At 37.3% G+C, this 15,991-nt stretch carries 13 protein-coding genes; 10 read left to right on the forward strand and 3 right to left on the reverse strand.

From position 1 onward, the window contains the following. Positions 1 to 121 precede the first annotated feature (121 nt). Positions 122 to 715 (forward strand): hypothetical protein, encoded by a 594-nt coding sequence (locus DX933_RS03875; RefSeq protein ID WP_123315173.1) that lies wholly within the window; start codon positions 122 to 124, stop codon positions 713 to 715. A 58-nt stretch (positions 716 to 773) separates the two neighbouring features. On the opposite strand, the gene hag is transcribed toward DX933_RS03875, so the two are convergent. Continuing rightward, complete coding sequence (gene hag / locus DX933_RS03880; protein ID WP_123315174.1) at positions 774 to 1,613, reverse strand: flagellin Hag; 840 nt, start codon at positions 1,611 to 1,613, stop codon at positions 774 to 776. Between the two features lie 445 nt (positions 1,614 to 2,058). On the opposite strand from hag, the gene DX933_RS03885 reads away from it, so the two are divergent. The 3 genes from DX933_RS03885 to DX933_RS03895 all read left to right on the forward strand — a co-directional run bounded on the left by DX933_RS03885 (position 2,059) and on the right by DX933_RS03895 (position 5,069). Continuing rightward, positions 2,059 to 2,985, forward strand: coding sequence for an iron-hydroxamate ABC transporter substrate-binding protein (locus DX933_RS03885; protein ID WP_123315175.1), 927 nt, complete (start codon positions 2,059 to 2,061; stop codon positions 2,983 to 2,985). Between the two features lie 135 nt (positions 2,986 to 3,120). Next, complete coding sequence (locus DX933_RS03890; protein WP_123315218.1) at positions 3,121 to 4,056, forward strand: FecCD family ABC transporter permease; 936 nt, start codon at positions 3,121 to 3,123, stop codon at positions 4,054 to 4,056. After that, positions 4,053 to 5,069 carry a FecCD family ABC transporter permease gene (locus DX933_RS03895; protein ID WP_123315176.1) on the forward strand — a complete coding sequence of 339 codons (1,017 nt, stop codon included), beginning with the start codon at positions 4,053 to 4,055 and terminating at the stop codon, positions 5,067 to 5,069. Before DX933_RS03890 ends, DX933_RS03895 begins: the two co-directional genes overlap by 4 nt. Before the next feature lie 813 nt (positions 5,070 to 5,882). Here the strand turns inward: DX933_RS03895 and DX933_RS03900 are convergent. Both DX933_RS03900 and DX933_RS03905 read right to left on the reverse strand, forming a co-directional pair. Next, positions 5,883 to 9,842 carry a S8 family serine peptidase gene (locus DX933_RS03900; RefSeq protein ID WP_123315177.1) on the reverse strand — a complete coding sequence of 1,320 codons (3,960 nt, stop codon included), beginning with the start codon at positions 9,840 to 9,842 and terminating at the stop codon, positions 5,883 to 5,885. Between the two features lie 325 nt (positions 9,843 to 10,167). After that, a complete protein-coding gene (locus tag DX933_RS03905) occupies positions 10,168 to 11,106 on the reverse strand; it encodes a DUF6612 family protein (RefSeq protein ID WP_123315178.1) in 939 nt (312 codons plus the stop codon). 740 nt (positions 11,107 to 11,846) lie between these two features. Here DX933_RS03905 and DX933_RS03910 point away from each other — a divergent pair. The 6 genes from DX933_RS03910 (at position 11,847) to DX933_RS18355 (ending at position 15,921) form a co-directional block, all read left to right on the forward strand. Continuing rightward, complete coding sequence (locus DX933_RS03910; protein ID WP_123315179.1) at positions 11,847 to 12,092, forward strand: hypothetical protein; 246 nt, start codon at positions 11,847 to 11,849, stop codon at positions 12,090 to 12,092. Positions 12,093 to 12,174: 82 nt separating this feature from the next. After that, complete coding sequence (locus tag DX933_RS03915; protein WP_123315180.1) at positions 12,175 to 12,906, forward strand: ATP-binding cassette domain-containing protein; 732 nt, start codon at positions 12,175 to 12,177, stop codon at positions 12,904 to 12,906. Then, on the forward strand, positions 12,851 to 14,215 hold the full coding sequence (locus DX933_RS03920) for a hypothetical protein (RefSeq protein ID WP_223805866.1): 1,365 nt from the start codon (positions 12,851 to 12,853) through the stop codon (positions 14,213 to 14,215). Before DX933_RS03915 ends, DX933_RS03920 begins: the two co-directional genes overlap by 56 nt. Continuing rightward, positions 14,202 to 14,474 (forward strand): hypothetical protein, encoded by a 273-nt coding sequence (locus tag DX933_RS03925; protein ID WP_123315182.1) that lies wholly within the window; start codon positions 14,202 to 14,204, stop codon positions 14,472 to 14,474. Before DX933_RS03920 ends, DX933_RS03925 begins: the two co-directional genes overlap by 14 nt. Further along, positions 14,475 to 14,867 (forward strand): metalloprotease family protein, encoded by a 393-nt coding sequence (locus tag DX933_RS03930; protein ID WP_123315183.1) that lies wholly within the window; start codon positions 14,475 to 14,477, stop codon positions 14,865 to 14,867. It begins immediately after the preceding gene. A gap of 94 nt (positions 14,868 to 14,961) precedes the next feature. Further along, positions 14,962 to 15,921, forward strand: a complete 960-nt coding sequence (locus tag DX933_RS18355) for a tetratricopeptide repeat protein (protein WP_190279406.1) — start codon at positions 14,962 to 14,964, stop codon at positions 15,919 to 15,921. Positions 15,922 to 15,991: the final 70 nt, after the last annotated feature.

The raw sequence follows: 15,991 nt of genomic DNA on the forward strand, positions 1-15,991 counted from the left end.
AAAAAAAATGAAAAAAATTTTAAAAGAGGTAAAAAAACATAAATAGTACTCACTTTTGAACACTAAAAAAACCACAGAAATGCTAAGTGTGAAAGCATTTCTGTGGTTTTAACTGTCAAACATGAGATTATTATATACATATTTTATCAGACAGTCACTTGCTTGGTGGTACATGGATGACGGGCATCTAAAAATTGTTAATGGTATACCAACAAAAATAATATTATCTACTGAAAGCTTTTCCGAACAAGAAAATATGCTATTAATTGCTTTTTTGGAACAAAAATATGGACTTGTTTTCAAAACAGATAAGCAAAATAGAATTATTTTATATGATCAGTTTCAAATCAGGTACTTCTTATTCCTTATCAATCCCTATATGCAAACATGTATGTATAGAAAAACAATAACAACCTTTTATCTTCCGAACGTTCAAAATCACAAAAGGACAACGTTATACCTGCCGAATTCCATCCCATTAAAACATCCAACAAAAGAAATTAATCAGACACTTCAACATCTAGATCAAATAATATTCGCATACAAGCAAAACTATTTTTATGATGCTTTTAAACAAAAAATTTCTCTATTACAACAAAACACAAAACCATATCAAATCGTCATTCATTGTACAAACTTGATGCGGCTATTATTTTTAAAGGAAGCAACCGGATTAAACTTTAGTAAAATAACAGAGCTGGCATTTACTATATAAGTACACAAAAAAGAAACTCTAACCCAACAAAGGCTAGAGTTTCTTTCATTTTTGGAAATTAACGCAGTAGTTGCAATACTCCCTGTGGAGTTTGGTTAGCTTGTGCTAACATTGCCTGTGATGCTTGTGTTAAGATGTTGTTCTTTGTAAACTCCATCATTTCTTTTGCCATATCAATGTCTCTTATTCGAGATTCAGCTGCTGTTAGATTCTCCGATGCATTGTTTAAGTTATTTATTGTATGCTCTAAACGATTTTGGTTTGCCCCTAGGCTAGAACGTGCCGCGGAAACATTTTTTATCGCTGCATCAATTTTAGCCAGCTCATCATCGTGATCAAAGGTTTCTGCTGTTACATCGATATCGTTTACTTTTAAATCTGTTGATGAGAAACCAGCTGTCTCACCTTCTGCGCCTTGATTAATAGTGATTTCCAGACTTTGCTCAGCATTTGCTCCAATTTGTAGTGTTCCTTCATACTCACCGTTAAGAAGTTTCTTTCCATTAAACTCAGTACGGTCTGCAATTCCGTCTAACTCTTTATTCAAAGCGTTAATCTCATCTTGGATATTTTGAAGTTCATCCTCACCAAGCGTTCCACCATTACCAGCTTGGATGATTAGTTCACGCTGACGTTGTAAGATTGCATGCGTTTCATTTAATGCGCCTTCAGCTGTCTGGATCAAACTAATTCCATCCTGGGAATTTTTGGAAGCCATGTCCAATCCACGAATTTGTCCACGCATTTTTTCAGAGATTGCAAGTCCTGCTGCATCATCTCCTGCACGGTTAATTCTGAGTCCTGAAGAAAGCTTTTCAAGTGAACTAGATACTGCATTGTTGTTTGCACCCAACTGACGATGTGTGTTAAGTGCTGAAATATTGTGATTGATAATCATGATCAATCTACCTCCATGTTTTTTATTTTACTAGCAGGCCCCATCCTTGAGAAATGCTAGTTATATAATATCTCCTAATTTAGGAGTTATTACCTGCGATACACCTCTACATGCGCAATGTGAGTAAATATCATGCAAATCCCCCGTTATTCCAGGTGATTCATCTCTTATATCGGCAGGTTATGTGGATTGTTAAATATTTTTAAGACTTTTTTATATTATTTTTTCTATTCATATCCTCCAATAAATATACGGCTGTCCCCCTTTCTTCCCTTTATAAGGCTGAATGATTTTTTATATTCAATATAAGAGCAATATATTTCCATCCAATTAACCATTGACAACCTATAAGTGCGATATTATAGTTAATTGTATTGATATTGATAATCATTCTCAACTATGGATCGATCATTTACATACAATACATTCAAAGGAGAAATTGCGCATGAAAAAAATATTCATTTTTAGTAGTCTACTTGTACTTATTCTCTTAGGGGCTTGCAGTAGCAAGGATGACGCAAACAAGGATAAAGATAATAGCATCAATACAGACGATGCTGGAACAATCACTTATGAATCGGAAAATGGCCCTGTCGAAGTACCCGCAAATCCGCAGCGTGTTGTTGTACTTTCCACTTATGCTGGTGATGTCATACATTTAGGTGTGCCAATTGTAGGTGCTGATTCCTGGTCCATGGACAACCCAAACTTCGCGGATGCACTGAAAGACGCAGAAGAGGTTTCCGATGAGAGCCTGGAAAAGATTATCGAACTGGAACCAGATCTTATTATTGGATTATCCTCCATTAAAAACGTGGATAAGCTGAAAGAAATTGCACCTACCGTTACGTTTACGTATGGAAAAGTAGATTATTTACAGCAGCATATTGAAATTGGCAAGCTATTAAATAAAGAAAAAGAGGCAACAGAATGGGTAGAGAGTTTTAAAGCGGAAGCGAAAGAACTGGGAGAAAAGATTAAAGATAAAATTGGCCCGAACGCAACTGTCTCTGTCATTGAAGACTTTGATAAACAATTATACGTCTTTGGTGACAATTGGGGACGCGGAACAGAAATCCTCTATCAAGCTATGGGATTAAACATGCCTGAATCTGTTAAGGAAATAGCCTTAAAGGATGGTTATTACGCCCTTTCGCTAGAGGTATTGCCCAAATATGCTGGTGATTATATGATCTTTAGCCGCAGCAGTGGTGCTGACAGCTCTTATTTGGAGTCGGACACATATAAAAATATTCCAGCTGTGAAAAATGGACATGTATTTGAAGTAGATCAGCGCTCCTTCTATTTTAATGATGCAACAACGCTGGAATATCAGCTGGAATTCTTTGAAGAAAATTTTTTACAAGATTAACAGGAATAAAGAGGGATTCTTAGATCATGGAATTCCTCTTTTTTAAAGGGAAGATGCACATTGCCGATAAAACACCCCAAAATTCGAAACAAAAAAATATATATTTATGCTGCATCCATTTGTGCTTTCATTGGTATGTTTATAATTGCCATCTTATTTGGTGCTGCCAATACTTCGATTACGGATGTCTGGCTTGCCATCACAACCAATCGGACGCAGGAACCTATTTCAGTCATACGGGATTTTCGGTTACCAAGGGAATTGGCAGCTGTGTTCGTAGGTGCTGCGCTAGCTGTAGCCGGAGCAATCATGCAAGGAATGACTAGGAATCCACTAGCAGATCCCGGCTTGCTTGGGCTCACAGCAGGCGCGAACGCTATTTTAGCTATCACCATGGCCTTTTTTCCGGATATTCATTATTTCGGGATTATGATTGCCTGTTTTATCGGTGCAGCAATAGGTGCTGGTATGGTTTATGGGATTGGTGCACTTGGTGGCGGGAAGCTTTCTTCTTTTCGTATTGTACTTGCTGGTGCAGCAGTATCCGCATTGCTCTATGCAGTTGAACAGGGAGTTGGAATTTATTTCAAGGTTTCCAAGGATATATCGATGTGGACTGCTGGAGGCTTTATCGGGACGACCTGGACGCAGCTATATGTAATCGTGCCTTTTATTGTATTTGGTATCCTTTTGGCCATTGGACTAGCCAAACAGCTCACGATTCTTAGTTTGAATGAAGAAGTCGCAATTGGCTTGGGACAAAATACGGCCATGATCAAAACCATCTTATTCCTAGTCGTGATTATACTTGCAGGAACAGCTGTTGCATTGGTGGGGAATATTGCTTTTGTCGGCCTAATGATACCGCATATCGTTCGTGCCATTATTGGGACAGACTATCGCTCCGTCATTCCAATGTCCGCCATTGTTGGTGCCATCTTCATGCTTTTTGCTGATACGATTGCTCGTACCTTAAATGCGCCATTTGAAACACCAATTATCGCAGTGGCAGCTATATTGGGATTACCATTTTTCTTGATGATTGTGCGTAAAGGAAGTGCAAGCCTATGATTCGTTCAACAGGTGTAAAAAAACAACGTCTTTTATTTATTCTATTTATCATACTCATCCTGATAACCGCCATGATCAGTATCCGAATCGGATTCTCATCCTTAACCTATGATCGGATTTTACCAACGTTATTCGGCCAAGGTGACTTTAAAGAGTCATTCATTTTATTTTCTGTGCGCTTGCCACGAATCGTGATTACAATCTTGGCGGGAATGGCACTTGCCTTATCTGGTGCGATTTTACAAGGAATCACTAGAAATGACCTTGCTGATCCAGGCATTATCGGAATTAATTCTGGGGCTGGCGTTGCAGTTGCACTATTCTTTTTGTTTGCCCCTATTGACGTCGGCAAATTTGCTTATATGCTTCCACTTGCAGCATTTATCGGCGCCATGATTACGGTAATCTTGATTTATTTATTTTCCTTTGACAAAAACAATGGTTTACAGCCAGTCAAATTTGTCCTAGTGGGTGTTGGGTTTTCCATGGCGCTATCGGGGCTGATGGTGGTGCTTATATCCTCCACAGATCGTGAAAAGGTTGATTTCATTGCTAAATGGTTGGCGGGAAATATTTGGGGAACGGATTGGCCTTTTATTTGGGCAATGCTACCATGGCTACTCATTCTCATACCATTTACACTATACAAAGCCAATCGATTAAATGTACTTGGGTTAAGTGAGCAGGTCGCGATTGGAATCGGCGTTTCCGTTGATAAAGAAAGATTGATATTGCTTATCACAGCAGTTGCATTAGCCGCTTCTGCTGTATCTGTCACCGGTGGAATTGCTTTTATCGGCTTAATGGCACCACATATTGCAAAGGCATTAGTTGGACCAAGAAATCAATTATTTATTCCGATGGCCATCTTAATTGGCGGCTGGCTACTATTACTGGCAGATACCATCGGGCGAAATATCGTTCAGCCAGACGGCATCCCAGCAGGCGTCATGGTCGCCCTAATAGGAGCACCCTATTTTATGTACTTACTAATGACCTCAAACCAGACCTGATATAGGGAATGACATTAAAACCATGCTCCCTAGGAAGGGGGCGATAAGCATGCTTCTACCACATCACAATATCCTTATTCCTTTTTTCTATAATATATCAAGAAGGAATTTTCAACTTTTAAAAAACAGGAATGGAATCACATATGATAATAAACAAATATCCGCGTTATTTTAAGATTTTGTTTTCTACATATCGGCATACTCACTCCACTATTAGCTGTATTTTATATATATCCAATAATATTTAATTATTAAATAACGTGAATCAAACTTTTGAAAGGGGGAACAATCGTATGATAAAACATTTGACGAGTCAGAAATAACATTTCATAGCTATTAATTTACAGACTTTGTAACAAACGCAAATGTAAAACAAAGATACCCAGCATACAACGATGAGATGGCTCTATGACTATCGAATTCACATTAAAAAGTAACAGAGAGCGTTCAATCCAGAACAACACATCTATACTATATTATTATGGTTTGGCAATCATTGAAGATAGTTATTTAAATACTACGCCATCGACACTTATACTTAAAAAAGGAGAGTCAAAAAAATTCTATCATGCATGTTTATATTTTAGATCCGGACAAATACAAGGCTGCGGAAAACGAACCATTTTTTATTGAATTCGGTCCAATAGTTTACGAGGGAGATGAAGGATCATAGGATTGGAATGAAGGTGAGATCGTCAAGAATGAACTTCCATAGCAATAAAGAACATGGATACTGTCCACAATATTTGTATTGATTAGAAACAAAAAATTAGAAATCCATCTTCCATTCAGATGGATTCCTAACCTAATCTACTAATTCACTAATTTCGCTAACGTATTTTCTACTTTTTTGCTAATTGCCTGTATGCCACCTAGTAAGGTTAAATTTTTAACTTCGTTTAACTCTAGGTAATCTGATACTACTTTCGGTACCCGATCATGGACTAACAAAATCGCGCTATCCTTTTTAGCAGCTAATACTGCCCCCGACAATGCATCAGCATATTCTTTACCCGTAGCAACATATAATTGTTTCGCTTCCAATTTACTATATTTCGCTACTTCTATATTTGTTTCATAGCGATCATGACCGGCGAGTCGTGTTACTTTAGGTAATTGTTTTTCTATACCGGTCCCAATAACACTAGTTCCTCCAACAACAAGGGACTCTTCGATACCAAGCTGTTTTATTGTTTTCAACGTTTCTTGGGAAATCCAGTCATGTTTTGCTAACAAAATAGGAATTCCTTCTTGTGCTGCATAAGTAGCGACTGATAATGCGTCTGGGAAATCCATCCCATTTACTACCGCTACTTTATTCGTTTCATTCGTTACAACCTTTTTAGCGATTTTTGAAGCTGTTTCAAAACGGTCTTTTCCATAGATGCGCTGAATTTTAACGCCAGCATTCTGTAAGCTTTTTTCGACACCATTACTAATCGCTTGTTCACCACCGAGTATGATTACTTCTTTAGCTCCAAGGCGTTTTATTTCCTTTTCTGTATTTTTCCAAAGTTTATTGTTCGGTGTTAACAGAATAGGTGCATCCAGTTTCTTAGAAAGTGGTACTCCCGCCAGTGCATCTGCATAATTATCACCACGTGAAAGGATTACTTTTTCTGCATTATACCAACCTTCCTTGCTGATTTCGACTGCTGTATCATATCTAATGTCCCCAGCAATGCGATTGACCTTCTCGGGATAAACAAATAAGCGTCCATTAGTTTGTTCCGTTAAAGTTTCATCTTTTCCATTTGTATAAGTTATTTCGATCATACCATCTCGTATATCAAGTTGATCTGGTATTTGCCAATGTCCTTTATAGTAACCTGGTAGGGTTTCTTTCATCTCCACCTGATTCACTACTATTTTATTATTAGGTAACTTGACTGAGAAATAGGCCTCTGCACCTCTCAAGTTGCCATGAAATCCAACGGTTAACGTATCACCTGAAATCAAAAATTCATCCTTTGATGGTTTTAAATATTTGGTTGTTAGTTTCTCACGGTGTACTGTAATGGGATCAGATTTATCCGTAACTTGTCCTTCTACAGTTGATACAGCTATAAATTCATTGTCGCCTATTGAAAGCTCCACATCAAATTCAAATGTTCCAGTTTCATTCACTTTTTCTTTCCCCACAACTACCCCATTGTTTGTTAATTCAATAGTTGCCGTTGGTGATGCTTTACCTACGATTGTAACCGCTGGGTCAGCAGACTTCTCACCAGTACGAGGTGATGTAATTTCCGGCTTTTCCATACCATAATCTACACGTGCACGGATCATATAGTTTCCATCTTCCACAAAAGCTGGATAGAACATACCATCAAGATACTGATAGCTTCTTTTGTAATATGGATTTCCATTATCTGTTGCTAAACCAAGTGCGTCTGGATAGTCCAATGTTTGGACATATACCATATAAAAATCACCGTCTACCTTAATGTTATGCTCTCTTAAATCAACAACCGTCCAATCATCTAACTGGGCTTCAGCTTTTATAGGTCCAGCTAGCTTATTTCCCGGTAAGCCATTGTTACCCTTAGCATCCCATACTTCCACTGCGAATTCTGTTTGTGGGCTTTCCGAGTAACCCTTATCTATAAAATGAAATACACCATCAGTAACTACAGCTGATTTCTTTCCTTCTGGCAGAGACATTCTTACCGCCCAACCTACACCTCCTGCAAAGTACATGCTTCCATTATCTACTTTGCCATTGTCATATCCTAACTCTCCGCCTGGATATGTATAAAAAGGATCTAGTTTGACATCAACGGTCTTCCCTTTTTGATCTATTGTTATTTCAACGGATTGATCATGGTACCCTGGCGCAGTAACCATCAATGTGTAACGACCTTCATATGCTTCTAATTCGTATTTTCCTTTACCATCTGACTGTACTTCCGGAATGTTAGCATCTTCGACCAACTGCACTGTTGCATTTGTAATGACCTCATTCGTTGCACGATCTGTAATCGTACCCGTGATTATCCCTTTAGGTATTTCGGTTAATACAAACTTTGCTGTTGCAGAAGCTTCTTTTTCAAAAGATATTGCTTGTTGGTTAGTAAAGTGACCATATGCCGTCGCTTCCACAGTAAAGTCTCCGACCGGATGAATTAACGTAAAAGATCCGTCTGCTGGCTCCGCTTTTGTGGAACGATTTGTCTCTTTTACAGTAACGGCTCCGACTAATGGTTTGGCTGACTCTGCTTGCACTATCGTTCCTTCTAATTTACCCAGTCCACCCTGTAGTGATTCGACAGCATTATATATATTAATCAGCCCATGTCCATACCCATTGTTTGGACTCTCTTTATATTCATCGTCTATAAGCTTTGTTGCTGTGTTTTTCATTAATTCCTTCATCTCTTGGATGCTCTTTCCTGAATCAAACTGGGTTAATAACGCAATTGCACCCGCTACAGCAGGACTTGCCATGGAAGTACCATTTTTTTTGCCATAATCTCCTCCAGGAATAGCGGAACGAATTTCAACACCTGGGGCAGCAATATCCGGTTTGATGTCTTCGTATGGTGAAGGTCCTCGTAACGAAAAACCCGCTACCTGATTATCCTTATCAATTGCACCAGTTGCAAAAGATTCTGGGTAATTGGCTGGATCTGGAATGGAGCCATCTCCTCCAGGGTTAAATAAATCTGTATTTCCTGCAGAAAACACAGGAAAAATACCAGCAGCTATCCATGCCTTTACAACATCACGATACCATTCATCAAGGCCCGGATTTCCGGCCCAAGAATTATTTACAATATCTGGTGCCATATCCACACGCATATTTCCATCTTTATCTGTTGGCGCTAAAATCCATTCAGCAGCGCGCAATAAATTTGCATCCGATCCACCCGTTTCTGAAAAAGCTTTAACAGCTATCCATTTGGCACCTGGAGCGACACCAATTTGATTTGAACCATCATTTTCACTCCCTACCATGGTTCCTGTTACATGTGTACCATGACCAATATCGTCATATGGTTCAGATTGATTTGCGGTCGCATCATACCAACTATAACGATGGTCAACAGTTCCATCTGCCGGATGATAACCCCGGTATTTTGATTTTAAGGCTGGATGTTTCCAATCTACGCCTGAATCAATGGTAGCAACTACTACTCCGCTCCCATTAATCCCTTCTTTCCATACATTAGGAGCACCAACACGATCAACATTCCATTCAATAAGGTCATCTGATTCCGTTAACAGTTTCGTTTCCGTTTCTGGTAATTTGATCTTTTCATTTGGTAAAATAAGTTCTACTTCTGGGAATGAAGCTATTGTTTCCGCAACATCTTTTGTGGCAGTTACTGCTACCCCATTCACAATAAAAAAGGACTTTATAGTAGCAGCATTACCTTTCTTTTCTTCTTGCTGTAGATAACTAATAACCTTGTGCTGCTCCTTTTTTGCTGTCCTTTTCAGCTCTGAAACGACAGCGGAACGTTGCAGGAATAATTCATTTGCTTGACCCATTTTCTGCTTTGAACTTCTTTGTTGCATCTTTTTAACTGCTTTTTCTGTGTCTGCTTTTTCCTTAAATTTAACTAAGAATGATACCATGTCTTGATCTTTAAAGCTTTTTCGTACTTTTTCACTTAATTTACCTTTTATTAATTCAGTATTTTGTTGTTCCATTCTCTGAAAGTCATTTGCTTGATGTGTACCTTCTGCTTGTGCTTGTACAGGTATAAAAGAAGAAATGATTAACAGAAATGATAAAAGAATATGGAACATTTTCAAGCATTTATTCATGTTAGCCCACTTTCCGGAAATGATAATGATAATTTCAAAATTTCCTTTTTTTGAAATAATTTAATGATAACTCCCTTGTCTACAGTCTATTCAGAAAACTTTTTGCTTATTTATCTACTTATCTTATTTATAATTGTCCCTCCTAACTTTAAAAAATAACTTTATGAAGTAGCATAATAAGAAAGTGTATCATGTATGCAAGCTAAAAACTATACATTTGTTTGAATATTTTTAATCGGTTGTATTTACAAAATAGGTATTTTGTGAATCTTCCTGAAACCCCAAAAAACAGAGCATGGCTTATAATCCATGCTCTTAGTCCTGTTTATTTCACATCATCCGGCAATGCAATTTCATCTACATTATTATGGTTGGTGTAGGTTGTGATTGATTTTTCTTCGGTTAACATGGTGCCTTCTTCGCCGTCGAAGTCCATGTCATAGGAATACTTTTTGGACAATTCGAGTGTCTTCAAGTATTTGGTTTTCTTGTCAATTGTCATTTTATAGCTTGTTTCTTCTATCTTATAGGTTTCGAGCATCTTCTTTTGCGCATTTTCATCCTGAGCGAGATTGGACTCTTCCATTGATTTTATATCGCTTTCCGTTATCTTATCTGGATTGATCAAGATGTGAATTACATAATTGTCTTCGGTTTCTTCAAACTTTTGTTCATCTGTATAATCCTTCAGACGGTCTATAATATTTCGGATGTCTAATGTTTCCTGCTCAATGATTTGATCATCTGTGAATGTGTTTTCAGATGTATTCCATTCTTCTCCACTAAAAGAGTGCTGTGAATAGGTTTTTCCATCTACAATATATATCGTAGACTCTTCTACACCAAAGCCTCCCAAATCTTCATCCGAATCTTTTGCTTGCTCTGATTTCATGGTGACTTTTACTTGTAACGGGTCAAAGATAACATCTTGCTTTTGGGTGTGGACGAAGTGATTTTCTTGGTCGCCATAGGTTTGCAAAGAATCGGTTTCTGTTTCAAAGGAAAAGCTTTTCAATTCTTTATTTACTTTTGTAATTTCATCTAATAGCTGATCTGTATTTTCATTCTTGTCTGCTTTATTGTCTTCCTTTTTCTTATTATCCGACTTATCTTCCTTCTCTATACATTCACTGTTTTGGGCTGTTTCTTCTGTTCCGGAAGTGTTTTCAGTTTGATCTTTATCTGCATTTTCTTTCGTACCGCAGGCAACTAAAAGTATACTAGTAAACAATAATAAGCATGCAAGCATGATGTATTTCTTCATTTTGATGTCCTCCTTGTATTCGCTTTTGTCTGTCAACATGGATGTCATACTATACGGTTGTCTTCCTATTTCATCGTTGCACTTTTGAATGATAAAATGACTGGGTTTATGATTAAAGCGAGTTGATGTGTTTGGTATACCATTTTTCGGATATTGCTTGGATGCATACGTCTATGCACCCCAATTCCTTTCACATCCATTTGCGTTGTACAATTTTTCATACGCGCGGTGCATCAAAAGGTTTCACAGCGAATCATTCCATTTGCAAAAATGGCAAAATTCCCCCTGCATGACTAATCCACATGAATCTTTCTATAAATCTTTGAAACACCTATGTTCTGCAGGCTTTTTCCCGTTTTCTTCAATGGAGCAATCCCGAGTAAAAATGAGGACTAATGGCTTATTTTATCCATACTTTAGAATCATTTTTAAAAACTACCAGCTTTATCCAATACTTTCTTTATGGAAAGAAGCATTTACCCACATCCAAGGGACTAGTGAATTTTGTCAATCATTGTCGAAAATTACATGCGAATAACCTATAGACATATTTCTTCTTTCCCTGATAAGGTTGTACATAATCAAACAACATGTACGTGACGTAAGCATAATAAGAGTGCAGAAATTTGTACGGAGTGGATCAAATAAATTCGTTGTTCGGATCATGCATCTTCTGGTTTTTAGATACTCCACCATTGAAAGCGCTGCCAATTCCGAAGGGTAGAATGAGGAGGGATACCATGATTTCGCTTAATAATGTGGAGCTTATTTTGTATAACTGGTTATATGCGCTCAAGAATAGTTTAGAAGAGAGATATGTAGAAGTTATCGAAAACAAATGGATCATTTGGGTTATTGTATTAATCGCGCTTATTGGGGGAATTGGTTACGCTTTTTATTGTACGAGTAAAGGCTATACCTTTTCCGGAAAAGTAAAGTGGAACTGGCCTCGCGTATGGGATATTGGAATTGGGTGTAAGCCTTAAAATAAACCAGCTGCTTTAATGCAGTACTAGGAATCTACCCTTCGGAATTTTTTTATTAATTTATAGGCTGGAGGTTGGCCATATGATTCATATTAATCAATTAAAAAAGTCATTTGGGAAAAACCTTGTACTAGATCGGGTATCGAAGAAGTTTGCGGCATCCGGTATTGATATCATTGTCGGTATCAATGGGAGCGGAAAAACGACGCTGTTGAATTGCATTTGCGATATTACCCCTTTTGAATCAGGCGCCATTACGATACAGGATGTGGATCGGAAAGAGAAAACGGCGAAAGAAAATATGTATTATATTCCTTCTGAGTTCTACTTGCCAGATTATTTAACAGGATATGAGTATGCGCGGTTCGTGTTTTCACGTTACCCTCATGCGGATGAGAAAACATTTGATTTTTTTATCGAGTTATACCATTTAACGCCTGCTGTGCATCAAAAAATTAGTGATTACTCCTACGGGATGAAGAAAAAACTGCAGCTATCGATAGCGCTGTCATTAAACGTGTCATTTATCCTTGCTGATGAAGTTTTTAATGGGCTCGATTATGAAAGCTATTTACTAACGGATTATATTATCAATTTGTACTCCCGCCAGGTCAAATTTATTTTGGTAACGCATAACATGGATTATATCAACCGAAACCCGCGCGCGGACACGTATTTATTGGATGCTGGAAGCCTGGAATTAGTGACCGACGTCAAGAAGATTGAAGAAATCGTCATGAACCGGGGTGACTTAAAGGATGCCTATGAAAAAATTGATCGATTCGTTTACCGTTTCCAAAATATTGCTGAATGAAATTTTTCATAATATCTTTTCCAGTCCCATCTTTCGTAAAAAGCGAAATCGCTATGCGGTGCTCGCTTTATTTGCGGCTGCTTATATTGCATATTACATTTTGAATATGTCGCAGTTAAATCAAATGTTTGTTACGAAGGATCAGCTAACCAATGCACTTGAGATGAATCTGTTTTCCAGCTTATCTAATGTCATCATCATTATTGCTGGTTTTATTTATTTAATTGTAACCATATCCTTTTCACTGACGAAGAAAATGCAATATCAGCTAAAAATCCTTCCTTTTGAAAAAGACAGTGTGGTGATGGGAAGTATTTTATTCAAGCTGCTATTAAGCTACTTTTCATTTCTTATTATATTTGCCATTATTATTCCCATGCTGAAGTTATTCTATTTCTCCAATACCCTTAATCTATTCATTTTTGTATATTGTCAAATCCTGTTTTTTGCCAGTATTACCTGCTATCATTTTGTTTTTCATACGCTTATTCAACGCATTCGATTAACTAAGTTTAATCTGAATATCATATTGCTTGTGGCGTTTTTATTCTTTTATTTCTTTGTGTTTCGATTTCAAATTGATCAGAAATTCATGCAATCCGGGCTTGCGGTTCATATTCCGCTCGTTGGGTCGCTCATCTTATGTCTTCTCGTCATCATTGGTCTTGTTGGCTATGGCATCTATGTATTGAAGCCTGATGATGACGATGTCTATCTATCTCATGATTTTTTTCTATGGAAACGGATCAAGCAGATGAATTATTTTATGGTCATTGTGTTGGGATTTATCCGAAATAAACTGACCTTGAGCTTGATTGGCATTGTATGTCTCATCGCGATACTTTCTTATGTGGACACGAGGGACATGACGATTACCTTAACTACACTTTTATATGTTTATCCTATCGTATCCTTTTCGGCGATTCGTTATTTTAGTACGACGACTTCCTATCGAACATTGAATCCTTTATTTCGATTAGATGCTGCACTGGAAACCATGACGACAACGATATTAAATATAATCCTTCATTTGCCGCTGATTATTATTGTTCTATTTTTACCAATTGATGAAATACAAATCATGCATTATGGCCTCATCTTGTTTGAATCGGCGCTTATTATGAGCATAATATTTCCGAAGCATAAGAGCTCTGTAAATGAATTTGCGGCTTCTGTTCTGTGCATTGTTTTGGCGATCGGACTATTTTTAATTTCCGATAATATCCTCTTATTTGGGATTATTTTCATCGTATTGATAGGGATTAAATATTACTTACTGGAGAGGAGCACTTATATTGAAGCTGTCTAAGGTGATCGTTATTGGTACAGTCGTTTATTTAGTCGCTTTTCTCATCGACTATTTAACGACGTTATTTTCTATTGATCGCTCCGGGGTGTATCATTCCAAACTAGGGTTAAAAATTACGATGGAGATGAGCCCGGAAGAAATGTTTACTACTTTTTCCTTAACACCACAAATCATCGTTACTTATATAAGCTGGATTGCCATTCTTTGTTTGTTATATTTCTTCATCAAGCTGCTAGCAAAAAGAAAGCAATTAAATTAAATGGAGAACTTCATCCTATTGCTGCAGGCGATGGCGTGGTTATATGGTCTATTATTTATTGTCCTCCTGCTACATGAGTTGATTCATTTCCTATTTATCAAGCTATTTCATAAAAAACTAATCACTTGTAAAATCACTTTTTTTGGTGGCAAGGTTACATATGAAAATGATGATCGTTTTGTAGAAATCCTCATTATATCCCTGGCACCGAGTATCGTGCTGCCAATGATTGGCGGCCTTATTTGGTATGCCAATCTCGGATTATACTTCAATGTCTTTGCCGCATTCTGTTTATTGAATGTCGTTAATTTCTTACCATTTACAGCTGATGGTAGAATTGCACTATACTGTATTTTAAAAATGTTCGAGCCCAGATGGAGAAAGGATGCTTGAGGAAGAGTTTATGAATTGATGAATTGAACCGTAATATATTATGATGGGCAGTACAATATAAATACATCCCTTCATCGAAAAGAGGTTCTGAAAAATGATTAAAATAGGTAGAAATGACCCTTGCCCTTGTGGCAGCGGAAAAAAATATAAAAAATGCTGTATAGGGAAAGAGCTCAAGCTAAAGGCAGATCTTAGTCCGCCAGCTATGGAACCTCGTGCAAAGCATCGTATCCCCAATTTATCCTCTTATAAGAAAGTGAATGCACTTACTTCCGAGGAAATCATTGAAAAGTTAAAGGAATTAGGCATTTCATTTGAAGAAGAAGCATTTTCACAAGATGTGGAAACTTTTTATGCAGCGGGGGAAATTACCGATAAATGGCTCCAACAACAGTCGATTTCAATAAATACCCAAATAATAGATTTCACACATTGTGCTGCTTGGGTTTTATGGGAAAGATTTGCACCAGTTCAAAATCTACCTGCCGAAGCGTTGAGCCAGCTTTATACGAGTGGAATGGATGATTCAATTAATCGAGACCCGATTGCAGCTTGTGATAAATGGCTCAAACTGTGGGATGGAATTAAATATCGAGTTAATCCCGCACGAAAAAACTTGAAATACTTAGACAAACATTATGAATATGTCTTTTCTATCCGAAATTTTGTCCAAGATGTAGAGTTTGAGCTTAATAAAGCAGGAGATAAGAATCCAGCTTATTTTGAAAAAAGGATCGTTTATTGTCAAGAATTTTGCGATCTCTTCCCAAAAGAAGATGTATTAATTCTTCATAATATGCAACGTTCTTTAGCAGAATCCTATAGTTTTCTTGGTAAATATGACCAAGCCGATGATACTTTTCGTAAGCTAGCTGCTGACTATCCTGATAACCCTTGGAGCTATATTGGTTGGGGAGATATTTATTTTATTGACATGAAACAAAATTTTTCAAAAGCAAAAGAATTGTACGAAAAAGCATTAGCTATTTCTAAGGTACCTGAAGATGTGGAGATCGTAAAAGAAAGATTAGAAAGTTTAAATAAATCCATGTAATTTACGTGTAAATACAAAGTGGGGTATCGAATGAATAAAGTGACCTAGTCCTGTTATTCATTCGATATTT

Origin of the sequence: Ornithinibacillus gellani, from assembly GCF_003730295.1 — a bacterium.
GTDB classification, from domain to species: Bacteria; Bacillota; Bacilli; order Bacillales; family Amphibacillaceae; genus Ornithinibacillus_A; species Ornithinibacillus_A gellani.